The organism is Bacillus sp. EB01 (assembly GCF_000613125.1).
Classification (GTDB): Bacteria; Bacillota; Bacilli; order Bacillales; family Cytobacillaceae; genus Bacillus_D.
In genome coordinates this window covers 1,278,233-1,302,815 of record NZ_HG964497.1, presented here as the reverse complement: position 1 = coordinate 1,302,815, position 24,583 = coordinate 1,278,233, and the positions used below count along the sequence as shown (strand labels likewise).

22 protein-coding genes are annotated in these 24,583 nt (G+C 41.6%); 7 read left to right on the top strand and 15 right to left on the bottom strand.

Going from position 1 to position 24,583, the window contains the following annotated elements:
- Window positions 1-48: 48 nt before the first annotated feature.
- Window positions 49-945, bottom strand: coding sequence for a DUF2971 domain-containing protein (locus tag TY16_RS05920; RefSeq protein ID WP_043930885.1), 897 nt, complete (start codon window positions 943-945; stop codon window positions 49-51).
- Entirely contained in the window at window positions 935-1,792 is an 858-nt protein-coding gene (locus TY16_RS05915; protein WP_043930883.1) for an SAM hydrolase/SAM-dependent halogenase family protein, read from the bottom strand. Before TY16_RS05915 ends, TY16_RS05920 begins: the two co-directional genes overlap by 11 nt.
- Window positions 1,793-2,071: 279 nt before the next feature.
- Here TY16_RS05915 and TY16_RS05910 point away from each other — a divergent pair, with 279 nt between their 5' ends.
- Window positions 2,072-2,854: an SDR family oxidoreductase gene (locus tag TY16_RS05910; RefSeq protein WP_043930882.1), complete on the top strand. Its 783-nt coding sequence runs from the start codon at window positions 2,072-2,074 to the stop codon at window positions 2,852-2,854.
- A gap of 493 nt (window positions 2,855-3,347) precedes the next feature.
- On the opposite strand, the gene TY16_RS05905 is transcribed toward TY16_RS05910, so the two are convergent.
- Both TY16_RS05905 and TY16_RS05900 read right to left on the bottom strand, forming a co-directional pair.
- The gene (locus TY16_RS05905) at window positions 3,348-3,866 is read right to left on the bottom strand and encodes a methylated-DNA--[protein]-cysteine S-methyltransferase (RefSeq protein WP_043930880.1); all 519 of its coding nucleotides are present in this window, start codon (window positions 3,864-3,866) and stop codon (window positions 3,348-3,350) included.
- 214 nt (window positions 3,867-4,080) lie between these two features.
- The gene (locus TY16_RS05900; RefSeq protein ID WP_043930879.1) at window positions 4,081-4,761 is read right to left on the bottom strand and encodes an NAD(P)H-dependent oxidoreductase; all 681 of its coding nucleotides are present in this window, start codon (window positions 4,759-4,761) and stop codon (window positions 4,081-4,083) included.
- Window positions 4,762-5,139: 378 nt separating this feature from the next.
- On the opposite strand from TY16_RS05900, the gene TY16_RS05895 reads away from it, so the two are divergent.
- Window positions 5,140-6,369: a DHH family phosphoesterase gene (locus TY16_RS05895; protein WP_197028364.1), complete on the top strand. Its 1,230-nt coding sequence runs from the start codon at window positions 5,140-5,142 to the stop codon at window positions 6,367-6,369.
- A gap of 46 nt (window positions 6,370-6,415) precedes the next feature.
- On the opposite strand, the gene TY16_RS27245 is transcribed toward TY16_RS05895, so the two are convergent.
- From TY16_RS27245 to TY16_RS05875, 5 genes are all read right to left on the bottom strand, one after another.
- Complete coding sequence (locus TY16_RS27245; protein WP_442853245.1) at window positions 6,416-6,619, bottom strand: hypothetical protein; 204 nt, start codon at window positions 6,617-6,619, stop codon at window positions 6,416-6,418.
- 56 nt (window positions 6,620-6,675) lie between these two features.
- On the bottom strand, window positions 6,676-8,346 hold the full coding sequence (locus tag TY16_RS05890) for an alpha-glucosidase (protein WP_043930877.1): 1,671 nt from the start codon (window positions 8,344-8,346) through the stop codon (window positions 6,676-6,678).
- A gap of 190 nt (window positions 8,347-8,536) precedes the next feature.
- Window positions 8,537-9,226, bottom strand: a complete 690-nt coding sequence (locus TY16_RS05885; RefSeq protein WP_043930876.1) for a response regulator transcription factor — start codon at window positions 9,224-9,226, stop codon at window positions 8,537-8,539.
- A 46-nt stretch (window positions 9,227-9,272) separates the two neighbouring features.
- Window positions 9,273-10,727, bottom strand: a complete 1,455-nt coding sequence (locus TY16_RS05880; protein WP_043930874.1) for a sensor histidine kinase — start codon at window positions 10,725-10,727, stop codon at window positions 9,273-9,275.
- 117 nt (window positions 10,728-10,844) lie between these two features.
- Complete coding sequence (locus TY16_RS05875; protein WP_043930873.1) at window positions 10,845-11,717, bottom strand: hypothetical protein; 873 nt, start codon at window positions 11,715-11,717, stop codon at window positions 10,845-10,847.
- Between the two features lie 526 nt (window positions 11,718-12,243).
- On the opposite strand from TY16_RS05875, the gene TY16_RS05870 reads away from it, so the two are divergent.
- Window positions 12,244-12,534: a hypothetical protein gene (locus TY16_RS05870; protein ID WP_043930871.1), complete on the top strand. Its 291-nt coding sequence runs from the start codon at window positions 12,244-12,246 to the stop codon at window positions 12,532-12,534.
- Between the two features lie 243 nt (window positions 12,535-12,777).
- On the opposite strand, the gene TY16_RS05865 is transcribed toward TY16_RS05870, so the two are convergent.
- Window positions 12,778-14,298: a DHA2 family efflux MFS transporter permease subunit gene (locus tag TY16_RS05865; protein WP_043930870.1), complete on the bottom strand. Its 1,521-nt coding sequence runs from the start codon at window positions 14,296-14,298 to the stop codon at window positions 12,778-12,780.
- Between the two features lie 375 nt (window positions 14,299-14,673).
- Between TY16_RS05865 and TY16_RS05860 the strand changes: the two genes are divergently transcribed.
- From TY16_RS05860 to TY16_RS05845, 4 genes are all read left to right on the top strand, one after another.
- Entirely contained in the window at window positions 14,674-15,552 is an 879-nt protein-coding gene (locus tag TY16_RS05860) for a TetR/AcrR family transcriptional regulator (RefSeq protein WP_043930869.1), read from the top strand.
- 135 nt (window positions 15,553-15,687) lie between these two features.
- Entirely contained in the window at window positions 15,688-17,202 is a 1,515-nt protein-coding gene (locus TY16_RS05855; RefSeq protein WP_043930868.1) for a spore germination protein, read from the top strand.
- Between the two features lie 10 nt (window positions 17,203-17,212).
- A complete protein-coding gene (locus tag TY16_RS05850) occupies window positions 17,213-18,292 on the top strand; it encodes a Ger(x)C family spore germination protein (RefSeq protein WP_043930866.1) in 1,080 nt (359 codons plus the stop codon).
- Window positions 18,293-18,310: 18 nt separating this feature from the next.
- Window positions 18,311-19,420, top strand: a complete 1,110-nt coding sequence (locus tag TY16_RS05845) for a GerAB/ArcD/ProY family transporter (RefSeq protein ID WP_043930865.1) — start codon at window positions 18,311-18,313, stop codon at window positions 19,418-19,420.
- Between the two features lie 90 nt (window positions 19,421-19,510).
- On the opposite strand, the gene TY16_RS05840 is transcribed toward TY16_RS05845, so the two are convergent.
- The 5 genes from TY16_RS05840 to yunB all read right to left on the bottom strand — a co-directional run bounded on the left by TY16_RS05840 (window position 19,511) and on the right by yunB (window position 24,458).
- The gene (locus tag TY16_RS05840; RefSeq protein ID WP_043930863.1) at window positions 19,511-20,479 is read right to left on the bottom strand and encodes a proline dehydrogenase family protein; all 969 of its coding nucleotides are present in this window, start codon (window positions 20,477-20,479) and stop codon (window positions 19,511-19,513) included.
- A gap of 286 nt (window positions 20,480-20,765) precedes the next feature.
- Window positions 20,766-21,743 (bottom strand): ring-cleaving dioxygenase, encoded by a 978-nt coding sequence (locus TY16_RS05835; protein WP_043930861.1) that lies wholly within the window; start codon window positions 21,741-21,743, stop codon window positions 20,766-20,768.
- Between the two features lie 103 nt (window positions 21,744-21,846).
- Entirely contained in the window at window positions 21,847-22,350 is a 504-nt protein-coding gene (locus tag TY16_RS05830) for a DUF1259 domain-containing protein (RefSeq protein WP_043930860.1), read from the bottom strand.
- Window positions 22,351-22,403: 53 nt separating this feature from the next.
- Window positions 22,404-23,528, bottom strand: a complete 1,125-nt coding sequence (locus tag TY16_RS05825; protein ID WP_043930858.1) for an NADH-dependent flavin oxidoreductase — start codon at window positions 23,526-23,528, stop codon at window positions 22,404-22,406.
- Window positions 23,529-23,723: 195 nt separating this feature from the next.
- Window positions 23,724-24,458 (bottom strand): sporulation protein YunB, encoded by a 735-nt coding sequence (gene yunB, locus TY16_RS05820; protein WP_043934536.1) that lies wholly within the window; start codon window positions 24,456-24,458, stop codon window positions 23,724-23,726.
- Between the last annotated feature and the right edge of the window lie 125 nt (window positions 24,459-24,583).

The window sequence follows — 24,583 nt, the reverse complement described above, 5'->3', positions numbered from 1 at the left end:
AAGAACGGGCATTTCATGCTTATAAGTGCTATTATTGCTATCACCAAATCAAAATCTAAGTGGAATAACTGATTTCTTAATGTCAGTATCCATGTATCCAAGTGATTGCAGAAAGGCCTTCAATCCAAGGTACGCATTATCCATTTTGTTGGTTGGTCCAATCCATACTTCTTTTACCGGAAGCTTTACATCATTTTGATTCTGCTTAAAATCAAGTTCAATGTATGGAACAAGGCCGCCTGCCGAGGTCCGAAACAAAACGGCAAACTCCTGTACCTTTGCGAGGTTTTCGGGAAAAAAGGCAACTCTATACTCTGTTTCCGGCTTAAAAGCAGGATGCTTAAAAAAGTAGCTGTAATTGAGCATCCTGACCATGAATGCCCGGGCAACCTCTCGCCCCGCTTCATTACTCATCCTTACATGTTCCCAAATGCCTAAATATCTCTCCACTTCTTCTCTAACAATTTTCCTCTGAAGGCTTTCATCGTAGAGGACATAGCCAGCCATATACGCCCCGCCATACTTTATTTCCAGCAGATGATGAAGTTGAAGGCTATCCAAGCCTATATTATAGCCATCAAAATTAGAATAAGCTGACCAGTTGGTAATTAAATCAGAAATCGCGGTCAATGAGAGAATATAGCATTTACTGCGGTGCTGTTCATTGAAGTATGAGCCATTTAAAATTTCATTAACCTCAGATTTGAATGTGGCCTCTATACTGGAAGCCGGTTTATCCGAAAAAACATCTTCAATAACTGTTTTTATATACGTCAATTCAGAGGCATCATTAAGGAACTCGCTTCGTGTCATCCAAATTGAGCCTGTTGAAAGAATTGCATAGAGTGCCTGCAGATTTGTGTAATGGTATAGTATACCTTCATTCTCACGCTTAATCCTATAGGGATTTTCGAGAGATTTTTTCAAAATAACCTCAAGCTCCATGATTAACCTCATTCTTTACAAATGAGATCGTCCAATTTGTGCCTGAGCCGATATGAAAGGCATCGGCAAACGAACCCTGATTAATCGCAATGGCCAAGTTATCAAGTGAATTGATATAAACGAGAGGCTCCCCGACTAGCGTATCAGCAAATGATCTGCCAAATGTCATCGTATTCTTATAGACCTGACGTGTCCCGTTGCCAATAGTAACGGATAGGCGATCGCCGTATTGAATTCCAGCTTCTTTTAGCAAGTCGCGATTGATATTCGTCCAGAGATTCCCAAACCTAACATCATGAATTTCTACTATCCCATCAATACTTCCTTCCGTTCTTGTTGCCTGATTTAATGGAAGGTTTACGATTGAGCTGACCTCAATTTCTTTTCCAATTTGCTCAAAAGATATTCTCCCCATCGCCAGCCGGGCACCTGTATAGGCAAAAATATCACGGCCATGAAATGTATAAGATTCCCTCGAATGAGGAAGCCTGTTTTTTCCCTCATCAAGCTCTCTAGCTTCTACAATGCCAATAAATCGATGGATATGTGTCAGAGTTCCATTATTCGGAGTAATGATGATTTTCCCATCCTTCGTTTTAACAGCCACACTTTTCCTCGCAGAACCGACACCCGGGTCAACTACAGATACAAAAACCGTTCCTTTGGGCCAGTAGGAGATAGCCTGGAGCAAGCGGTAAGAACCCTCCCATATATTGAATGGAGGAATGTCATGTGTCAAATCAAATATACGGATAGCGCTGTCAACAGAAAATGCAACTCCGTACATCGCGCTTACCGCCCCATCACTAATCCCGAAATCCGATTGAAGAACCAAAGCCCTATTCATACGTAATCCCCCTATTCTAATACACAATCCTTCTATTAAAAGTTTGTAAGGCCTTCCTTAATTAACGCGCACTATATTATTCTTCTATTTCTATATTTACTTCCCCTTGTCTAAAAAAAGAAAAACTTCTCTCCTTGAATTTCCTATTCTGCTTCCCACTGAATTATCCCCTTACGAAGGTATACCGTAACTCTAAAGATTTTCACACTTGAATGTTTCCTTCTTCAAAAAAAGGGGATAACAAATAAGTAAGTTTCGCAAGAATGGGAGGTTGGTTTAATGGGAACATTGGATGGAAAAGTAGCATTTGTAACGGGGGCAAGTTCAGGTATCGGCCGCGCTGCTGCCATCAAACTGGCCAGCGAAGGGGCTAAGGTCGCGTTAATTGACCTGAAAGAAGAAAATGCCGGTGAAGTAAAGGCCCTCATTGAACAAAAAGGCAGCAGTGCCATCATTGCCGAGTGCAATATCGCAAACCCGGATGATGTGGAACAGGCCTATAAAAAGACGATAGAGGCATTCGGGCGGCTCGATATTGTGTTTGCTAACGCCGGGATCAATGGTGTAATCGCACCAATTGAGGATCTTGAGCCGGATGACTGGGATGAGACCATCACCACGAATTTAAGAGGGACTTTCCTGACACTGAAGTATGCCATTCCCCATATGAAGGAACGGGGCGGAAGCATGATTATCACTAGCTCAATTAACGGAAACCGCTGGTTTAAGAATTTTGGCTTCTCGGCTTACAGCACGTCCAAAGCAGGACAAGTTGGGTTTGGGAAAATGGCTGCTCTTGAGCTTTCAAACTATAAAATCAGAGTCAATACCATTTGCCCTGGTGCCATCGATACCAATATCCACGACAATACCTTCCCTGCGGAGGAGGAGCTTGAAAAGATCACTATCCCTGTCGAGTACCCAGAAGGAAATCAGCCGCTCGCAGACCGGCCCGGAAAGCCCGAGCAGGTGGCCGACCTTGTTTACTTCTTGGCATCGGACCTGTCAAGCCACATCACAGGCACCGAAATTTACATCGACGGAGCAGAATCACTTTTATAAATCATTTTAACCGAAAAGGCCGGTGCGCAGCTGCATCGTGCTTTTTTTGGTTTGTGCGGATAGTACATTCACGCGCTATGGAAAAGGCCTTCGTTTACAAAGGTCATGGATATATCAGATGAATGACATTTCAGGCTATCGGACGAGACAAAGTGTCATTCATAAAGCAAATGAATAACATTTCGGGCTACCAGACGAAGCAAAGTGTCATACATAAAGCAGATGAATGACATTTCAGGCTGCTGGACGAGGCAAAGTGTCATTCATAAAGCAAATGAATGACACTTCGAGCTTCCGGATGAAGCAAAGTGTCTTTCATAAAGCAGATGAATGACATTTCGAGCTTCCAAACGTGGCAAAGTGTCATTCATAAAACGACAAGAGCCTATTTAAAAAAGATAGGAGTAAATTTTTTACAAAAAACCAAAGCTGCCCTATAAGGTTGTCAGTCAATAACCCGATGGGACAGCTTCTTCAATTTACAATGCATTCCTTATTGCTGTACAACGGTAAATTTGGTTTCATGCTCCAAAAGAAACTTCTTCATTTCAATGCCGCCTCGGAACCCTGTGAGAGCTCCATTTTTACCTATGACCCTGTGGCATGGAATTGTAATCATGACAGGATTTGCCCCAATAGCTGAGCCGACAGCCCTGACCGCTGCGGGCTTGCCTATTATATTTGCTATATCGCTGTAAGTAACCGTCCTGCCGTAAGGGATTTCCTTCAGGGCAGCCCAAATGCTCTCCTGAAAGGGAGTTCCCATCGTGTCCACCGGAAAGTTGAAGCTAGTAACTGAACCTTCAAGATAATCATTTAACTCAGTAAAATAAGGTTTCAAGAACTCCTCATTTTCAACAAGTTGGGCCTTCGAACGATGCTTCAACACCCAAGCCTCAAGTTCCTTGAACCCTTCACCCGGTGACCCTACATAGCACAATCCTTTTTCCGAAGCAGCGATATGCAAGGGCCACTGGCTATTTTTAAAAACCGACCAATAAATTGTTGTCATCTTGTCCAGGCTCCTCTCGTTATTCTGGCACTTCCTTCTTCATAACTACCAAAATATACAGGGAAAAGCAATATTTTTTTAATAGGGGCAGAGTAACGTGCAAATGCCCTCGTAACAGGCAAAGGGCATTCTTTGAAGCTTCTAATCGACCCCCGGCTCGCTTTTTACTCGTCTGTTCGAGTCAAAGTTAAAAGAGGGAAGGCCCTTCCCATATTCAATCAATCCATTTAATTACATCACTTTCAGGCCTGCGCTTTTTCGGGGCAGGTTCTTGTTTCCGATATCCAAACGCAGCCATAACGGAGATGCTGAATTTGCCATCCTCGAGCAAGCCCTCCTCTTCAAGGAGCGCATTCATTTTCTCGATATTGAAGCCCTCAATTGGACAGGAGTCGATTTTCAGCTGCGCAGCTGCCGTCATCATATTCGCCAGGGCTATATATGTTTGCCGGCAGGCCCATTCATACAAAAGCCTGCCATCATCATCAAGCAGCTTGAAATCTTCTCTTTGGAATTCCTCAATTCTGCTCAAGAATTTTTTTAGAAAATCCTCGGGGATCTGCGCTGAATTAAGGAAATGCTCCCGAAGGTAATTTGCATCATATCTCGTCTCACTGGCGGTCCTTGCCAGAAAAATCACAAAATGGCTGGCATTTTCCGCTTTACCATATGCGCCCCAAGACGTCTCCTTAATTTTTTTGCGGAGCTCCTGGTTCTGTACCACAATAAACCGCCATGGCTCCACTCCAAATGAACTTGGCGATAAACGTCCTGTTTCTAATATGAAATCAAAATCTTCCTTACTAATTTTCTTTTCCGGATCAAATTCCTTCGTTGCATGCCGGAAGTTGAATGCCTCAAGAATGTCCTTTTTAAGTTCCTCGTTCGTTTGCATATGTACCTCCTCGTTATCCTTCTATCTAACCACACTATTTAAGATACCTTTCACAGAAAGCAATTAAACAAATGATTAGAAAGCTAATACAGGCTGCCCGCTATCTTTTATCCCACTTTAAGGGGCAGCAAGCCTCCCTCGGAAGCAACTGACCCTAAAGGTCCGATTCGTGAACTAAGATTTTTCTTGGGCTTCAGTCCTTAGAAAAATCAATCGGACTTTGCGCGGCTAACAACCAGTGAAGCCTTCCACTGAAAGAAGGTTCACTTTATCATTAAATTAATATAGAGTAAGGACATGAATACTAAGTCAAATGAATAAGGAACTTTTTGGAGTTAAAACTAATCCTTATGAATCACCATGAAAGGAGACTTCCTTATGAAGCTTTTCACAGACATAGATTTGGATGGTTTAGGCTGCGGTTTGCTGGCAAAAATTGCATATGGAGACAAGGCAGATGTTGCCTATTGTTCGCATCGGGTCTTAAACGACCGCGTCCAGCAGCATCTTGCAAAGAATGAGACCGCCCATGATGAAATCTACATAACTGACATGGCTGTAAACTCCGAAGTGGAAAAAAGACTTGCGGAGCGTTTTAAAAAGGGCAGCCATATTAGGCTTATTGACCACCATGTGACCGCTATGCATTTCAACCAATATGAATGGGGTTTCGTTTTACCGGAGTATGAAACAGGTAAAAAAACCTGCGCGACCTCTCTTTTCTATGAACATCTTGTCAAGACCAATGCCCTCCGCCCGACAAAGGCACTCGACGAATTTGTCGACCTTGTACGTCAATATGATACATGGGAATGGGATGAAAACAACAACACGGCCGCCAAAAGGCTTAATGATCTATTTTATATCATGGAACGGAATGAATTTGAGGAGGTTCTGCTTGAACGGCTCAAGAAAAACCCGGAGGCCTTTTCACTATCTAAAAATGAAAACTTCCTGCTGGACATTGAAGATGCGAAAATCGAACGATATATCCGTTCCAAAAGCAGGCAGCTTGTCCAGGCAAAAGTTGATGGATATTTTGCAGGAATCATCCATGCCGAGCAATATTTGTCGGAGCTGGGCAACGCACTGAATAAACTGTTCCCACATCTAGATATGGTCATTCTCATGAATGTTGGCGGAAAAAAGGCGGGGTTCCGGACAATTCATGATGAGGTTAATGTTGCAGAATTTGCATCACGTTTCGGAGGCGGAGGGCACCCAAAGGCATCCGGCTGCGAGCTTAGTAAAGATGCTTTCCAGAAATTTGTAGTTGATGTTTTTTCACTTCAGCCGCTTAAACTCGATGCAGACAGAAATGAACTGAACGTAAAAGGCACCTCCTATGGAACCTTTTTTGAAAACAGAAATGGTGACATGATTCTTATTCGGCCATCAGAAGGCGGGAAAGTTGAGGCTGTTAATAAAGGAACAGTACAAAAAGAGTATTCTACATTTGCCGATGCTGAACGAGATGTGAAAAGGAACTTTTCAGCATGGCTCAGCTATGACAATGACTTGCTAAGAAGACTGGGCGAGGCACTGGATATACCATTTGAAGAAGCAAGGCAATCATACAAGGAAATGCTTTATCATTTAACAGAGTAATAAAAAGCGCTCATTCCCGATTGGAATGAGCGCTGAATTCTTTAAATTATAGTTTATATACAACAGCTTCATACTGACGAAGCGGAAAGAAGCCATTGGAATTCCCGATTGCTTCCGGATAGTTGCCGATCAACAGTGTTTTGCTGTCTGTCCTGAATTCAGCAGGCAGTTTGAATGAAAGTTCTTCTTTTGAGAAGTTGCAGACGTCGAGAAGTTTCTCGTTGCCTAGTGTTCTTGTATAGGCGTATATCTATTTATCGTCCTCAAGGAGCATTTCATATCGCAATAGACACAGCCATAGGGCTTTTAATAAAGGAAATATACTCTTGTTTCAAAAGGCTTCATTGTAAATTCCTTCGGCAGTTTCTTCCCCTGTACGGGATAGTTATTCACGATCAATTCGCTTTTCTTATATCGGATTGCTGCTGGCATTTTAAACCTGGATGGAGTTCCATGCACATTGCAAAGAATAATCGCCTTCTGGCTCCCCAGCGTCCGGGTGTAGACAAATAGCTTTGGGTGATTCGGATGATATAAATCATACTTGCCATAAACAAAGAGCTTATTTTCTTTGCGCAGCCTAATTAATTCTTTGTAAAAATGAAGGATGGAATCCTTATCATCCAACTGGCTGGCGACATTGATTTTTGTGTAATTTGGATTAATCCCGAACCATGTTTTATCTGCAGCCGTGAATCCACCCATGTGTGAAGAATCCCATTGCATTGGGGTCCGCGCATTGTCACGCCCATGCTTCCAGATAAACTCCATAATTTCCTCATGGGAACGGCCTTTTTCAGTTTCAATCCTATAATAGTTGCGCATGCCAACATCATTATAGTCCTCGATAGAAGGAAATTGGACATTGGTCATTCCAATTTCCTGACCCTGGTAGATAAACGGCGTTCCTTTCATGAAAAAGTACATCGCCCCTAGCATCTTTGCGCTTTCTTTCCAATACTTTTTATCATTTCCCCATGTTGAAACCCGGCGCGGCTGGTCATGGTTTTCAATGAACAGAGCATTCCAGCCAATTCCCTCAAGGCCTTTTTGCCATTTTGTCAAAACCCGCTTCAAAGCTTTAACATCGACCGAGTCTTTCTTATTCTTGTCCCATAGTCCCAGGAACTCGAATTGAAAAATCATATTGAAATAGCCGTCCCTCTCACCAACCCACTTGTCGGCGTCAGTGATGCGGACTCCATTGGCTTCTCCGACTGTCATGACATCATGGTTGCGCGTTGTTTTGCTGACAAACTCTTTTAGGAAGCCATCAACACCCTCGACGTTCATCATATAATCAAAGGAAGGAACATACTCTAAGCCCTTTGGATTCGGCATGTCAGGCAAGCCAGGCTTCTTTTTTATATGTGAAATGGCATCGACCCTGAAACCGTCAATCCCTTTATCCAGCCACCAATTTACCATGTCATAAAGCGCATTTCTGACCTCGGGATTTTCCCAGTTCAGGTCAGGCTGACGACCTGAAAATAAATGCATGAAATATTGCCCGGTCTGTTCATCCAGCTTCCAGGCTGAACCACTGAAGATGGATTCCCAATTATTCGGCTCCCGCCCATCCTCGCCATCACGCCAAATATACCAATCCCGCTTTGGATTGTCCTTTGATGAACGCGATTCAATAAACCAGGGATGCTCATCACTTGTATGGTTAATGACAAGGTCAAGGATAAGCTTCATCCCGCGCTTGTGCACTTCTTCCAAAAGTTCATTAAAATCCGCCATTGTTCCAAACTCATCCATAATATCCTGGTAATCTGAAATATCATAGCCATTGTCATCATTCGGCGACTTATACATTGGCGACAGCCAGATGACATCGATACCAAGCTCCTTTATATAATCGAGCTTTGCGGTTACGCCCTTTAAATCGCCAATCCCATCACCATTGCTATCCATAAAACTCCTTGGATACACTTGATAGCAAATACTTTCTTTCCACCACTTTTTATCCATCTTGCACCTCATAGTTAGCATATTCATTTTAATGCAAACGATTGCACAATTAAGCACAAAAACAGGATTGATAGAACAACCCATCACCTACATAGTAACATACTAATCTATTTTCCAAAACCACTCTGTATAAAAAATAGGCTTTCCTTAAAGAAAAGCTCAAGCTTTTATATTAAGGAAAGCCCTATATTCAAATTTTAAGCCTATATCCCGCACCCCAGACTGTTTCAATATACTGAGGCTTTGATGAATCCATTTCAATTTTTTCCCTAAGCTTCCTTATGTGGACTGTCACAGTCGAAATGTCTCCAAAAGCATCAATACCCCATATATGCTCGAAAAGCTGCTCCTTACTAAAGACCCGATTAGGATTTTTCACAAAGAATACTAGAAGGTCGTACTCTTTAGCTGTAAGGGTAATTTCCTTCCCTTCCCGGTATACTCTGTGGTCATCAATATCAATTGCCAAGGCCCCAAGCGAAATAACGCTCTTACGGGCAGTTTCCCTGCCAAGGAGCCGATCATAGCGTGACAAATGCGCTTTTACCCTCGCCACCATTTCTCCAGGAGAAAATGGCTTTACCATATAATCATCTGCACCCAGCCCCAGGCCCCTAATTTTATCAACATCCTCTTTCCTTGCTGAAATCATCACAATAGGTGTATCCTTCACCTGGCGGATATGCCGGCAAATTTCAAATCCTCCCAGACCAGGGAGCATTAAATCCAGTATAAAACAATCAAACTCTGCTGATAGCGCCTTATCAAGTCCAGCTTTTCCATTTTCCTCTATATCAACACGAAAGCCCTCGGCCTCAAGATAATCACGCTGCAGCTCAGCGATGTCCTGGTCATCTTCAATAATCAGTATATGCTTCATGTTTACACCACCTATAGTTCTACGGGATTACTACTACCATTTGCAGCTACTCTGAATCCGGCTTCATCAGCGGTAACGCAATAATCATCGTAGTTCCTTCACCTTCTTCGCTTTCAACCCTGATTGATCCGTTATGCATTTCGACAATTTGTTTGGCAATGGTCAGCCCAAGCCCTGAACCGCCTGTCTTCTTATTTCGAGAATCCTCGGCCCTGTAAAAGGTATCGAATACACGCGGAAGGGATTCTTCCGGGATGCCGGGTCCGTTATCCTGAATTTTAACAACCGCAAAGCCGTCTCTCTCTTTAAGCGAGATTTCTATCTTACCAGCTTCCTTGTCCATATACTTGGAACTATTCTGGAAAATATTATTGAAGACCCTCATTAGTTTTTCGCGGTCAGCCTTGACAAGAACTGGCGGCTCCAACTCACTCTCCAGCAACAGCCGAATTCCCTTTTTACGGAGTTCAAGTTCTGCTACCTCTGCGATATCCTTTATATATCTCGTTAAATCCACTTTTTCAAAATGGAAAGGCACTTGATTCAAATCGAGCGTGGAATTTAGAAACAGCTCATTAATCATTGCATCCATTTCATTTGCCCGCTTGTAGATAATGTCTATATATTTAGTACGCTTTTCTTCGGTATTGGCAATCCCGTCCTTGATACCTTCAACATATCCCTTTATCGAACTAATAGGTGTTTTTAAATCATGGGAAATATTCGATAACAAAAGCTTTCGGTCGTTTTCAAACTGAATCTGTCTGTCTATGGATTCCTTAAGCTTTTCCCTCATCTTTTCAAAGTCCTCTATAAGTTCACCGATTTCATCCTTACGTTTCGTCTCAAGCATAAAGTCAAGATTGCCAGCCATAATTTTCCCGGCCGCATCCTGAAGAAGTTTCATTGGATCGATAATGCCCCTTGAAACGATGTATGACAAAAGCCCGTTTGTTAAAAGGAGAGCTAGTACGCAAATGACCATGATAAGCGGAAGATGCTTTAGCGCAAACTGTTCAAGGGAAGTTGCTTCTTCAACAATAAAGATGCTTCCTTCCCGGCCATCAGGCATCACATAGTCATGCTGCCGGAATTTGAATGGTTTACCGTCGACCTCTACACTCTCATGGACCTGATTCACAAAACTCCCAAACGGAGGCAGCTTGTCTTCGATTGCTACTCCTTTAAACATCTCATCTGTATAAGTTAGCTTCCCATCAATGCGGATGATCAGTTCGTAATCGGATTTATTAAGGCGGGAATCCATCTCATTAAGATAAGATTCCTGCTCCAGCTTATCAGGCTCAGCGGTTGTCATCAGTTTAAGCTCACCAAACAATTCGTCACGTCTGGCTATCCGTTCAAGCTCATTCACATAACTCGACAGCCTGCCCTCTTCACCATATACAAGCATAAGAGCTGATACAGCGATCAGGAAAAAGAGGATAGGCACAACCACCATTGCACCGAATGCAAGCATAAGCTTTTTCTGAATCGACATATCATTCACAACTTTCCTTTGGCCTTACACCAAACATGCGGCCATTTTTACTAGAAATACTAATTACTATAACTATAATAGAAATAGGGCTATACAACACAGCCCCATTTCAACGAATTAATGTATTTTTTTCATTTCGAATTCCTTGATGTCCTTCCCTGTAAGGTCTAGCCTCTCAACTGTTGTACTGCCAACTGATTTCACAGCCAAATCCATGGTTATTTCAATTTTATGCTGGACTCCCAAGGCATCCTTGCCTTTAATTTTAAAAATGGCATCCTGGGACTTAATCAGACCTTCATCAGTTAGCTTAACTTTTACATATGCCTTTTCGATAGAAATTTCCTCTTCTAGCTTTGGAAGCTGGGAAGTAAAGCTTTCACTTAGGAATGGATATTCAGCAGGCGTCAGTTCAATGTCACTGTGGGCTTTGAAGCCCAATTTTATGACCTGCTTGCCGATGGTATGAATAATGTTAGGGAAATCGTCCTTATTCATATCGATTATGATTGTATTGCCTTTTTGTTCAAATTCCCCCTGGACCGGCTGGGCTACCGCATCGATAATCAACTCTCCAAGCTTGAGCATTTCAGGGTCATGGAAAGTCTCGCCTTCCTTCAGGTTCATACTCGGATGTTCAACACCTTCAGGTATATAGTAAGCACCGCCTTCAGACTGAATTACCGGCCGGCCATTCTCGAGGAAACCATTCATTTTTAGTGTTTGGCTGCTGTTATTTACAGTAACAGTCCCAGCTGCCAAGTCGCTGTCCTTATCAAACTTCATGCTTGAATCGGATGAAAGGAGAAGCTTGCCATTATCGGTAATTGTCATATCAATTTCCATCGTTGCATTGTCAATCGTGTGAATCTTTTTCATTGCTTCCTTGTAGGCATCGTAGCCTGCTGAACCCGCAAGGATCTTGTATGAACCCGCCCCGGCAAACAGAATTCCAAGAGATGCTGCGATTGCAATTGCTTTCTTGTTCATAAGTGTTTCCTCCTAAATAATTGATTGATTTGTATTAGCTGCTGGAAATTGATTCCGCCAAAGTAGCTGTTTTGCACTTTTTCAGCCTCTTCAATGTTGAACAAAGGCACACAACGAACCCTATGGAAAATGAGAACCTACCACGTTTTCCATTCCAGCACGATAAAAAGAGAAGCCTGCTTGCGAGTACAACAACCCCTCCTTTGGCTTTCGGTAGATCAAGCATATCCAAAAATCCTAAACTCTCTCTAAACGAATTCTTAAGAAAAGATTAAATCTTTGCATTGCCGTAACAACGGCGCCGTTATTCACAATTTCACCACTTAACTCCCCCTCACTCAGTAAGCAGGATTTATAACCCGGAACGCTTCACTTATAACCCCGAACAAAAAATTTATAGTCCTTGATTAAAAGTTATAAATTGACACCCCCGAATGCGGCGATTCTCCTGTACAAGATGCTGTCGTGAGTCCATACTGAAAGTTAGAAGAAGCAAATGAATACAATTAAAAATTGGAGGGTTCCTATGGCAGTCAAAACAAAGAAAGTGAATTTTTCTATCCCGCTTACTAATGGAAAGGTCAGGGAGATTACAGGTGGCTTGGAGTTCAAGCTGAATACTGGACATGCGGCAGTTGTTCACCCGAGCATCAAGGGTAATGGGTGGAGCGTTACGTTAAAAGATACGGGTCTGCTTATGATTAAGGATGCCGCTAATAAGGATGAAGCGATTGACCTTGCCTTAGAGGAAAGTGATAAGCTAGGTAAAGAGTTTATTGCCAATCGGATAAAGCGTTTCAAAAAAGAAGGGAAATAAGGAAAACTCTATAAAGTTGGATTCATACGGGGAAACCACTAAAAATACTCGCAATTCTTCTACTACTCATTCTTCCAAGCCTTTTAAAAGTAAGAGAAACCGTTCGCCATAATAATGCGGTTCGTTACATGGATAAGAATTAGCCGCAGGAATTGGTTGAATTGCCGTGGGGAGTAAACCCGAACGGATAAAGAAAAAAGGCATCGCCACATATATACGTGGCGGTGCCTTTAATTGTTTATATTAATTTTCAGCAAGCTTATTTCTGGCAGCAGTTTTTTCAAGTGGATCTTCCGCTTGTGTCGCTCGCTTGATAAAGAAGGCAAGTATTAGGGAAATCACCGAAATGAACGTTGCTACCAGGAACGAGAAATTAATTCCATCAAGCATCGCCTGTGCCATGATTTGCTGCTTCATTTGAGCTGCGACTTCTGCGGTAGGTTGTTCAGTCAATTTACTCATCGCCTCTTTGCCAAGCTCTTCAGCACTTGACTCTGTCCTGTTCGTCATAATGGTGACCAGCAATGCTGTTCCTATAGCACCAGCAACCTGGTTCATCGTGTTGTTCATTGCGGTCCCATGCGGATAAAACCTTGGCGGCAGCTGGTTGAGCCCGTTTGTCGATACCGGCATGAAGACCATCGACATCCCCAGACTCCTTATCGAATACAACACAATCAGATGAGTATAAGATGTTTCAAGGGTAAGCGTTGCGAAATCATATGTTGTAATTGTAATTATGAACAAACCAACAATGGCAAGAACCTTTCCCCCAAACTTATCAAACAGCCGTCCAGTAATAGGCGACATGAAGGCCATGATAAGGGCTCCCGGAAGCATCAACAGCCCAGCGTCCATCGGCGTGATTCCACGCAGGTTTTGGGTATAGATGGGCAGAAGTATCATCCCGGAAAACAATGCCATATTTACGGTCATTGAGATGACAGAAGCCAAGGCAAAGGCAGGAAATTGGTAAACACGGAAGTTCAGCATCGGATTATCCTGTTTCAGCTGGCGCCAGATGAATATCATCAAGGAGGCGACACCGATAATAATTGTTCCGTATACTAAAGGACTATCCCAGCCTTTGTTACCCGCTGAACTAAAACCATAAAGAATACCGCCAAAACCAATACTTGATTGAGTGAGTGAAACAAAATCAAGCCGGTCATTGGACTTCTCTTTCTTATCTTTTAAAAGGAAGAATCCAATGATTAGGATGGCAGCTGCTATTGGCGTGATGAAATGGAATAGCATTCTCCAATCATAGTGTTCTACAATCCAACCAGACAGAGTCGGCCCGATTGCAGGAGCAAACATCAAAATCAAACCAAACACACCCATCGCTGTACCCCTTTTTTCAATCGGGAAGCTGACGAGCATAACATTCATTAATAGCGGCATCAAGATTGCCGAACCCGAAGCTTGCAACATCCTGCCTGTAAGGAGAACAGGGAAAATGTGCGCAGTTCCGGCTATAATTGTACCCACTGTAAAAATCCCCAAAGCAGCCAGGAATAATTGCCTTACCGAGTATTTCTGGATAAGAAAAGCCGTTGTTGGAATTAAGATTCCGTTAACAAGCATAAAACCTGTTGTCAGCCATTGTACAGTAGCTGCTTCTATTTTCAAATCCGCCATAATGGACGGAAGTGCGATATTCAATAATGTATTATTTAAAAATGCGATAAACGCCCCGATCATCAAAACCGCGATAATGCCATAGGGGGGTCTCCCACTGTTGTTTACTGACTTTTGATCCATCTGTTCCTCCTGTATACTTTCAGTTCATATTTTATCCCACTCTTAACGGGCAGTAAAACTCCCCACATCAACATTCAGAGGGTACAAAGAATGTAAGTGGGGAAGCAACTGCCCATATAGATCCGATTGGCGAACTAATAATTTCTTGGGGCTTAAATCAATCGTGCGTTAGCGCGACTATCCATCCGTGGGGTGAGGACACCCTACGGATGGATAGTTCACTTTATATTCAAATTCCACATGCACTCTATCATATACCATGAGTCCAAAAAATTCAATCTGTAAATTCCATGTTTCTCGGGGGTTTGAATAATCTTATAAAATAGTTTAGTATTGTTTTGTACCGCAAGTACAAGTAATCCATAAGGTGATGAAATGAACGATAGGAAGCAGCATGTTATAAAAAGCGCTCATAAATTATTTGTGGAAAAAGGTTTTCAGGCTACGTCCATACAGGACATTCTTGAATATAGCTGCATTTCAAAAGGAACATTTTACAATTATTTTTCCTCAAAAAATGAGTTATTAATCGCTCTAATAAAATCAATACGCAAGAAATTGGAAATCGGCCTAAATGAGCTGCAGATCGGCCATGAACGATCTGATATTGAAGTCTTTACTAAACAAATAGAATTACATCTCAAAGCAAATCGTACAAATAAATTGCTTTCTCTTTATGATGAAGTTATGTTTTCAAATGATCCGGAACTAAAAAGGTATTTGAAAGAAAATCATCTACAAAATTTGAGATGGCTGTACCATCGGTTCATTGATATTTTCGGTGAAGAGAGAAAGCCATACCTTCTGGATTGCTCACTCATGTTTATGGGGATTCTCCAGCAAAGCTTAAAATTCAACTCACTGGCAAACTCTAGTATATCAATTCATGAAATTGTCCGATTCAGTGTTGATCGAATTGTAAAAATAGTCGATGAAGTTTCTTTATCAAATGACAGACTGCTGGATCCATTCTTCCTCGAGAAATTATTCCCTAAAGATAAAGGAACAGACCAGGTTTTATGTATTAAACTTCACAAGATGATTTCGGCCATAAAAAAGAATTACCGCCTTCAGGAGCAGGACAAAACGTATGAGCTATTGAATTTCATTGAGGAAGAAATCGTAAATGCAAAGGCACCGCGTGTATTTGTAATTGAAAGTGCTATTGGTACGTTAAAATCCGAAGGAACGATTAATATGGACCATATAACTGAATTGGAACAGCTTGCAAAGGCTGTTTTAAAAACTAAATAATGCTCTTTTCACCTCAAAGCTTCCGCTGCTGCGGAAGCTTTTTTTAATTCCTCGCCCGTTCTTGACTCATATTTCTTTTCCAAACATACATACTAACCTTATGATTCCATTTTTTCCTACAGGTTGGTGGCATAGGTGTTTAAAAGGAAAAACAGCTCGACTGCGAAAACGAACCGTGATACTCCCGTTCAAATAAAGGATCTTCTGGCCAATGCCGGGGAGTCAAGTGATTTTTCAAGTATTAGTCCATTCGAGGATAAAAAAATTTCTCTCCATTACTATTCGACTTTAATTGATGAAAAAAAGCTTTACGAGCTGGTCCTTCAAAATCTCCAAGACAAAATCAAAAATATACAGGTAATTTCAGATATCGTGAACATTATTCCTGTTGATGGTGTAAAGATAACCGAAGATCCAAAGGAAGTGGAAGAGAAGCTGCATAAAGGCTATGCCATACTCCTGTTTAAAAATGATATCCGGCATTGTGCTCTAATCAATATCGAAAATTGGTCTCAGGGTGTGCGGAAAACGAACGATACTAATAGTGAATACAGTGTTGTTGGCCCTAAATTAGGATTTATTGAGGATATTAAGGCAAACATGCACTTATTGAGGCGCGAGCTTTTGACTTCAGACTTGGTCTTCGAAGAAATCAAAGTGGGGACTAAATTGAAAACCAACACCTCGATCGTTTATATGAAAGGTATAACAAATCCCGAGTATATCCATACTGTCAGGCAGCGCCTCAAGGATGTCGATTTTGACGGCAGGGTTGATTCAACTGTCATCGAACAGCTTATTTCCGATAATAATTATACCCCTTTCCCATTATTCATTGTGACAGAAAGGGTTGATAGAGCCGTTTCTTCCCTGCTAAACGGTCAATTGGTTATCCTGACTGAAGGATCTTGTTATGCAATCATTGGCCCTTCAACTTTGATGGACTTTTTCTCCGCCGCGGAGGACTATTATTTATCTTGGATTCAAGGAACTTTTTTTCGATTAATTCGTTTTTTCGGTGTAGGTTTTTCAATATTAGCAACGCCCATGTACGTTGCTATTCTTACATATCATTACGAAGTTATTCCCAGCGACCTGCTTGGCCCAATTATTTTTTCACGGGCAAATGTACCCTTCCCGCCTTTTTTGGAGGTTTTGTTTTTGGAAATAACGATTGAGCTGCTCCGCGAAGCAGGAGCTAGGCTGCCAAACAAAATCGGCCAGACACTTGGAATCGTCGGAGGCATTGTAATAGGGCAGGCAACAGTAGAAGCAGCATTAACGAGCAACATTCTATTAATCATTGTCGCACTGGCTGCATTATCATCGTTCACAACACCCATTTACAAAATGTCCAACACCGTCCGGCTGTTGAGATTTCCGCTTATTTTTTTGGCAGCAATCTGGGGCGGTTATGGTTTGGCAGTTGCCATCGTACTCTTGCTCGGACATCTTATGAAACTAAAGTCGATTGGCAATCCTTATATGGTCCCTCTCTTTCCATTACGTGTAAATGATATAGGAACTGGGCTTTCAAGGCTTCCTTATTCACTCTCTACCAAGAGGCCTGGATTATTTAGGCCCTTGCAAAAAAAGCGGTATACAGCATCTGAAAGTAATGACCCTAAGAAAGACCTTGATACTGAATAGAGGTGAAATAATGTATCGCCCATTGTTATTTTTGATCATCATCATTCTTATCATTATTCCCGGATGTGAACGAACCAAGATTATTGACAGATTGAGCATTGTTCATACTCTTGGGTATGACATCCAAAAAGACGGGACATTGGGTGCAACTGTTCTGTATCCCGATTACACAAAAGGGAAAAATAAACAAGCTTTGGAAATCAGGAATGTCGAAGGAGCAAATTCCAGCGAAATGCTTGCCCATACAAATCAGCAAACCAAATTTCCCATTGAACTTTCGAAGACAATTGTCATTGTATTCGGTGAGGATTTTGGGAAGGAAGGAGTAGGGCATATCATTCGGACCGTCTTCAACAATCCAACGATAGGTACCAGTGTTCAGACAGCTGTCGTAAAACCAAATGCAAAGGAGTTCCTAAAAAAGGTTAAGGAAAACGGGACATTGGCAGTAGCGGAAACCATTACCCAAAACTATACAACGTTGTCAATGCCTCGTACAGATCTTCATATTTTTTTAAACAATTATTTTGGAGCTGGCAGGGATCCTTATATGCCCGTCCTTTCTCAAGGTACAGAAAATAGTGTCCGTATTGAAGGGCTAGCCGTTTTTAAGGATGATAAGTTAAAGCTTGAATTAAAGGAAAACCAATACGAAATTCTTGCCCTCCTTGATCCCTTTGAACACCAGGTTTTATTTGAAATACCGATAAAGAAAAATGAAAAGAAGGGAGAGATAGGCGTACGCGAAATAAGGAGTAAACCAACCTGGAAAGTCACTGCTAATGATTCAATTAAGGTAAATCTAGATCTAAATGTTAAAATTCGAGAATTTCCTGGCTGGATCCAACTGAATCAAAAGAGTGATATAGATCTGATAAAGTCAGCAATTGAGAAAGAGCTAAAAAGTGAAATTTTAGAACTGATCCAGTTGTTAAAAAAGAACGGGGTAGATCCAATTGGACTTGGGGATTTGATCAGGTCACATGACGAAGCATGGAATGAAGATGATTTCTATAATAATGAATATAAACACCTAAAGGTCGAGCCTGATATAACAGTAACAATTATTCAGGCTGGCATTCGAAGATAATGAATCGGGGTAATAAATATGGATCGGACTGTTCAAGAAAAAAATAAACTTTCCCCGTTTTTTTTGTTTTTCCTTTTTCCCGCCTCCCAAATTGGAATAGGGACTTTAAACTTTCAAACCAGAATCGCAAAAGGAGCAGGCCATGATGCCTGGCTTTCACTGCTAGTTGTCGGATTAAGCTTAAACATATTGTTTTTGATGGTGATGAGCATCTTAAAAAGTTCTCCGTCTGGTGATTTAATGGGATTCCACAAAAAGACTTTCGGAAAATACATTGGAAATTCCCTTAATATGATCCTTGTTTGTTACTTTGGCTTAATCAGCTTCAGCCTACTCTATGGATATATTGATATTTTACAGACGTGGGCGTTTGACATGGTTCCACTTTGGGAATTAACATTTGCTATCTGTATCGTTGTCTACTATATTGTATCGGGAGGATTCAGGGTAGTTACAGGAATAGCCTTTTGGGGAGTTGTCATACCCATATTTCTTATTTTCCCTTTCATTCTCTTGTACCCTTATCTTGAACTTCGCAATATGATGCCTTTTTTCTCACATAGCATAAAAGACTATTTCGTTTCCGGCAGGGAAAGCATTTATCTTTTTATTGGCTTTGAGAATATCCTTATCTACTTTCCGTTTATAAAGAACCATGGACAATCCAAAAAGTGGGGGCATTTGGGTCTCTTCTCTACAACATTGCTTTATCTAGGCCTTTGTATCCTGACTTTTTTATACTATACACAGGGAAAGCTTGCCCATACACTATGGCCGACACTGGCCATGATTAAATTAATTCGTTTTTCTGTATTGGAGAGCTACGAATTTGTTTTTATCTTCACCTTCTTCCTTGTCATCACATCTATTGTTTCCATTTCCCTATGGTCGTGTACAAGGATTCTAAAAGTAACATACGGCTTTAAACCTACCCGTGCTCTTTTAGGATTTTTGATTGCCTTTTTCCTTTTGAATCTGGCTTTGGAAGATATTGAATACGGAAAAAAACTCTCAAAAATCACAGCTTATTCAGGTATAGCCTTTCTATATGGCTATATCCCCTTCCTTTTCCTTGTAAGCATCATAAAAAGGAAAATGGAGAAAAAGAATAGGAAGGAACAACTGTGATATAAGAAAGCCGGTCTATCCATATAAGGATGCCCGGCTTTCTTGTCTACGTCTAGCTTCAGCGCCACAAGGCGCTTGCGCTTTTGATATTTATTTTTTCTTTGTCAGCCTGCCTAGAAGGAATGCTCCAGCTGCAAGGCCAATCATTGTATTCGTCTTCTTGTTGAACACTTGTTTTGCGACAAGGTTCAGGTTTTGCGGCCTTTCTGCAAGGCGGCGCATGAAATAGCCATACCAGTCCTTTCCAAAGGGAACATATGTGCAGAAGTTATAGCCTTCTTTTGCGAGTTCGTACTGAAGCTCCTTGCGGAAACCATACAGCATCTGGAATTCAAATTGGCTGTTCGGGATATTATGCTCTTTCACAAACAGTTTTACATGGTTAATGATGTTATGGTCATGCGTAGCAATTGAAGTGAATTTACCATTTAGCAAATGCCACTCAATGATTTTCCGGTAGTTTGCATCAATATCCTTCTTATCTTGGAAAGCAATTTCAGCAGGCTCTTTATAAGCTCCTTTTACAAGGCGAATACGCATGTTCCGATAGTTTTGAACCTGCTCTAGTGCGTTATGAAAATAAGCCTGGATGACGGTGCCAACGTTCTCATAATCCTCATAAAGGCGGTCAACGAGAAGAAAAGTCTTTTCAAGGTGGCTTGAATCTTCCATGTCAATATTCACAAAGATGTCGTACTCTGATGCTTTCGCAACGATTTCCCTTACGTTAGCAAGACAGAAGTCAAAATCGATATCGAGGCCAACCTGAGTCGGCTTGATGGATAGATGAGCTGACAATTTGTGTTCATTAATGGCATTAACAACCTTGAGGATTTGTTCCTTCGCTTCAGTTGCTTCGGATTCTTTGTAGACGAATTCCCCTAAGTTATCAACAGTAGCGGAAATGCCGTGCCTGTTCAATTCTTTTATACTTTCAATTGTTTCTTCAACGTTTGTCCCGGCAACAACACTTTGTGCACCTAGCTTAAGGCCATAATTTTTTGCAGCAGTATTCAGCATTTGGTTTTTGGATAGGCCAATGAAAAGATCTCTTAACATCCCAATTGCTCCTTGTTGTGTATTTTCTTTTATTATATCACGGCTGTCGAAAAAACTATTAATTTAACTATTAAAATATTTTTCCACTATAACATTAGGAAAAAATAGCAAATCTTTAAAGGAGCAGGATTTTATAGAATCATAGTTACATAGTTCCTTGAGGAGGAAAAAAGATATGGAGTGTAAAACACCACGCTAATTTCGGCTTCAGGCAGCGCTTCAATCAACTCTTGCTTATAATAAAACCGCCGTCCCTCGAGGGAACAGCGGTCATTCGTGAAGATAGTTATTCTTTTTCAAACTCAATGGTGCTTCTGATGGTATTAATAGGCCGCACCATTTTTTCAATTTGCTCGCGTTTCGGTTCCAAAAATGGCGGCAGTGACAGTTTTTCTCCTAGCGTTTCGTATGGCTCATCCCCCATGAATCCTGGTCCATCTGTTGCAAACTCAAATAGGATACCAGGTGCTACCCGTACATAAAGGGAACCGAAGAAGAAGCGGTCAACAAATCCAGACGTTTGGAAACCAAAGCTTTCCATCCTCTTGATCCAATAATCAAGTACTTCCCGGTTCTCAACCCTGAATGCCGCATGGTGGACCGTGCCGAAACCCTGCCTTCCCTGTGGAAGAAGTGTATTAGGCTCAACAATGACTCCAGCACCATTCCCGCCTTCACCGACTTCGAACAAATAGAGGGAACCTTCATGGGCAACTTCTTTGTAATCCATGACCTTTCCAAGAACTTGTCTGAAGTAATCAAAATGTGCCGTCCTAACATGAATCGGTCCTAGTCCGACAATCGCATATTCCAATGGAATCGGCCCTTTTATCCACGGAACCCCAGGGGCTACTCCACCAAGATGCTCATCAGAAATTAGTTGATACTGCTGGTCGTCAAAATCAACAAATGACAGTGTCTTTCTGCCGAACTGTTCCTTTATGCCTTTGTGGCTGACCTGCAAACGGTCGAAGCGCTCTACCCAATAACCTAAAGCAGCATCACTTGGAACGCGGAATGATGTTTTGAAAATTTCATCTGTCCCATGTGTGCCTTTAGGGATACCTGGAAAATCAAAAAAGGTCATATCTGTTCCAGCACTGCCTTCATCATCAGCGAAGAATAAGTGATAGGTCTGGATATCATCCTGGTTCACTGTCTTCTTGACAAGCCTCATCCCAAGTACATAAGTGAAGAATTCATAATTTTTTTCAGCACTGCTCGTAATAGCCGTGACATGGTGCATTCCTTTTAGTCCGTTCATGTTTTTTCCTCCGATATAATGTGTTATTTATCTTTAGTTAATTTATCTCTACTTCGAGATAAATATATCATGAACAATAAACTAAGTCAACCACCGGACCTTTTTAATGAGCTCCGGTGGTGTCCAATGCTTGTTTCTGTTTCTCTTTCGTCACTGCAATCGCGTTAATCAATGTATTGGCCTGCTTAATCATATTGCCTTTCCCTTGAACATGGAGATACATAATCCTTGGCTTTTCATACATCCAAAGGTTATGGATAGCGGAAATCTCAAGGCCACCCTCCCTTAACTCATCAATAACAGGATTTACTTCTTCTTGGAGCAGTGCCATTTCACCAATGACCAAAGTTTCTTTATCATCCAATTTCTCAAATGCAAAATGAAAAGCTAGACCCGCCGTTTCAGGTGAAACCTTTTCCCCCATATGAGTTGCTTCAATACTATTTCGGGTGATTTCCAGACTGCAAACATTTTTCTCAGCTTTAACCTTCGTCTTGAAAATCTGTTCTAATGCCTTGCACTCCGGATTTTGTTTACCCGCAAAGACTTCATTTCCGTTCATAATCAGCACTGTTAGTAAAGCAAATATTATTATTGTTTTTTTCATCCAGGGCACCTCCACCCTTATCGTTCCCACTGACGCGCCATTTATAAGCTATATCAATCCTTTAGAGGAAACCAGCCGGGTGTGTTAACAATTGCCTGCCATAACGGATTTGGGACTACAAGTTTTCCCTGATCATTTTTTGAAAGTGTTACACGAATCTCTTCTTCCTTCCCTGAATTTACCTTCTCCACCCATTTAGGTTCGACAATCAATTCACGGCCAAGTGCAATCAACGGAACCCCGCTAGACATTGCCTTCTTAACGTCATCCGGAGAATAAAGCGACCCTACTCCAATGACCGGAATCTTATCTCCTACGCGGTCATGTATGAGGACAACCCGGGAACGGTCATCTGACTTGTCCCTCAGCGAACCTTTCCAAAAATCTTGAGTCGAAACGTGGAGGTAATCCAAGCCCTGTTCCGATAATACATCAGCCAATTTTAGAGTTTCCTCCATTGTAATCCCAGGTTCCTCGATTTCTTCGGGGGAGAGCCTGTAACCGACAATAAACGGATCTATGGCATATTTTTTTGCAGCCTGCTTTACGGATTCAGTTACCGCTAACGGAAATGCCATTCGCTTCTCCAGGGATCCTCCCCACTCGTCTTCACGGCGGTTGGAATGAGGAGAGAAAAACTGCTGGATAAGATACGTATTGGCACCATGTATTTCAACTCCGTCAAAACCAGCTTCAATTGCCCTTCTAGTCGCTTCCCCAAAGGCGTAAATGATGGACTTAACCTCTTCTCCTGTTAGTTCACGAGGAGTTTTCGCACCAGGGCGCGCCGCTGCAACAGCACTTGCACTAACCGGCTGGCTGTCATCAAGCAATTCCGGAGGAGACATCCTTCCGGCATGAAAAATTTGCAAAATCGCTTTTGCGCCTTCCCCTTTAATGGTTTCCGCAAGCCTTCTCAGGCTGGGGATATGTTCATCTGAATAAGCACTAATCTGGTCCTTAAATCCCTGGCCGTCCCTGGTAACATTTGCGCAAGCTGTAATAACAGCACCTACTCCGCCAGACCGCTCCAGATAATAAGCCAATTCATCATCAGTGACCATACCATCTGCGCCAGAAGACCAATTTGTCATAGGCGCCATTAAAATCCTATTCTTTAGCTTTACACCTGATGGCAGCGCTATTTCTTCTAACATTTCTTTATATTCTTCTTTCATGCTGTAATCCTCCAATCCTAACTGCATTTCCCTTCAAAGTTGCTAGTTCCCTTTATAAATTCAACACAAACAACATGATTAGTTTTGGCCCATGAACTGGTTTTATTCCTTGCAATAAACAAACTAGTTAACATATGACTGCACATTAAAAAGTCATCAAAGGATTTCCCCATGATGACTTTGCTAAACATTGACTTAGTCAGGAATCACAATTGGATTGACATCATTGCCGCCCTTGTCGCTGCCGTTATAATATTGAGGAACCTTTCCTTGTAAAAATAAATCGCCTATCTTAACGGAGTTGGTTACCTTAACCTCTCTTTCAATGAGCGGAATAATGACACTCATTTGCACCTCTGTCTTCACGTATAACTCAAGAAACGTATTGTTGATGCCTATTTCTGAATACTTTGTTTCAATATTTGCTGTTACATCGCCGAGAATTTCAAAACGTACCGGCACCTTTGGACCTAAGTTTGAAAAGAGGGTATTGTTAGTTGCCATTCCTAATGGTATTTCGTAAATAATCCCATCTTTTCCATTTGATTCAGATATATCTGCTTCCTGAAAAGCCGCCTCAAGCTCGGCAATATCTCCTGATTCCAGTAAATTAAGATAGTTCTGGACCCGGGTTGTTGCTTCGGAAATGACATGGTTGTAAACTCTCGGATTAAAGCTGTAGCCAATTTCATTTCCATTATTATGAACTATGATTAATTGGTCAATCTCGATATTCTCCGATACATTTTGGGAAATTGCATTGTTTACTGCTTGGGATGCGATTTCCCTTGCTTTTGTTTCAGCAATTTTTATAAGGCTTGGCTCAATGTGTTTATTGATTAAACTTAAGCTTTGATATGTAACGAGTACAAAGGTAATAAACGTAATGAGCACTACATATCGAAGGGGCAGCGGACCCCTTCTCCTCATTCTCCTCAAATGGGATACCTCCCCGCAAAATCGTCTACTACTTGTATATGCGGAACTGACTCCCTATAGACGAACAATAGAGGGAAGTGCCCTATAGTTAAAGGATATGAATTGCCTGCATTCCA

Coding starts and splice junctions, on each gene's coding strand:
- TY16_RS05920 (WP_043930885.1), bottom strand. CDS start 945: ATGGAGCTTGAGGTTATTTTGAAAAAATCTCTCGAAAATCCCTATAGG.
- TY16_RS05915 (WP_043930883.1), bottom strand. CDS start 1,792: ATGAATAGGGCTTTGGTTCTTCAATCGGATTTCGGGATTAGTGATGGG.
- TY16_RS05910 (WP_043930882.1), top strand. CDS start 2,072: ATGGGAACATTGGATGGAAAAGTAGCATTTGTAACGGGGGCAAGTTCA.
- TY16_RS05905 (WP_043930880.1), bottom strand. CDS start 3,866: ATGACAACAATTTATTGGTCGGTTTTTAAAAATAGCCAGTGGCCCTTG.
- TY16_RS05900 (WP_043930879.1), bottom strand. CDS start 4,761: ATGCAAACGAACGAGGAACTTAAAAAGGACATTCTTGAGGCATTCAAC.
- TY16_RS05895 (WP_197028364.1), top strand. CDS start 5,140: ATGAAGCTTTTCACAGACATAGATTTGGATGGTTTAGGCTGCGGTTTG.
- TY16_RS05890 (WP_043930877.1), bottom strand. CDS start 8,346: ATGGATAAAAAGTGGTGGAAAGAAAGTATTTGCTATCAAGTGTATCCA.
- TY16_RS05885 (WP_043930876.1), bottom strand. CDS start 9,226: ATGAAGCATATACTGATTATTGAAGATGACCAGGACATCGCTGAGCTG.
- TY16_RS05880 (WP_043930874.1), bottom strand. CDS start 10,727: ATGTCGATTCAGAAAAAGCTTATGCTTGCATTCGGTGCAATGGTGGTT.
- TY16_RS05875 (WP_043930873.1), bottom strand. CDS start 11,717: ATGAACAAGAAAGCAATTGCAATCGCAGCATCTCTTGGAATTCTGTTT.
- TY16_RS05870 (WP_043930871.1), top strand. CDS start 12,244: ATGGCAGTCAAAACAAAGAAAGTGAATTTTTCTATCCCGCTTACTAAT.
- TY16_RS05865 (WP_043930870.1), bottom strand. CDS start 14,298: ATGGATCAAAAGTCAGTAAACAACAGTGGGAGACCCCCCTATGGCATT.
- TY16_RS05860 (WP_043930869.1), top strand. CDS start 14,674: ATGAACGATAGGAAGCAGCATGTTATAAAAAGCGCTCATAAATTATTT.
- TY16_RS05850 (WP_043930866.1), top strand. CDS start 17,213: ATGTATCGCCCATTGTTATTTTTGATCATCATCATTCTTATCATTATT.
- TY16_RS05845 (WP_043930865.1), top strand. CDS start 18,311: ATGGATCGGACTGTTCAAGAAAAAAATAAACTTTCCCCGTTTTTTTTG.
- TY16_RS05840 (WP_043930863.1), bottom strand. CDS start 20,479: ATGTTAAGAGATCTTTTCATTGGCCTATCCAAAAACCAAATGCTGAAT.
- TY16_RS05835 (WP_043930861.1), bottom strand. CDS start 21,743: ATGAACGGACTAAAAGGAATGCACCATGTCACGGCTATTACGAGCAGT.
- TY16_RS05830 (WP_043930860.1), bottom strand. CDS start 22,350: ATGAAAAAAACAATAATAATATTTGCTTTACTAACAGTGCTGATTATG.
- TY16_RS05825 (WP_043930858.1), bottom strand. CDS start 23,528: ATGAAAGAAGAATATAAAGAAATGTTAGAAGAAATAGCGCTGCCATCA.
- yunB (WP_043934536.1), bottom strand. CDS start 24,458: ATGAGGAGAAGGGGTCCGCTGCCCCTTCGATATGTAGTGCTCATTACG.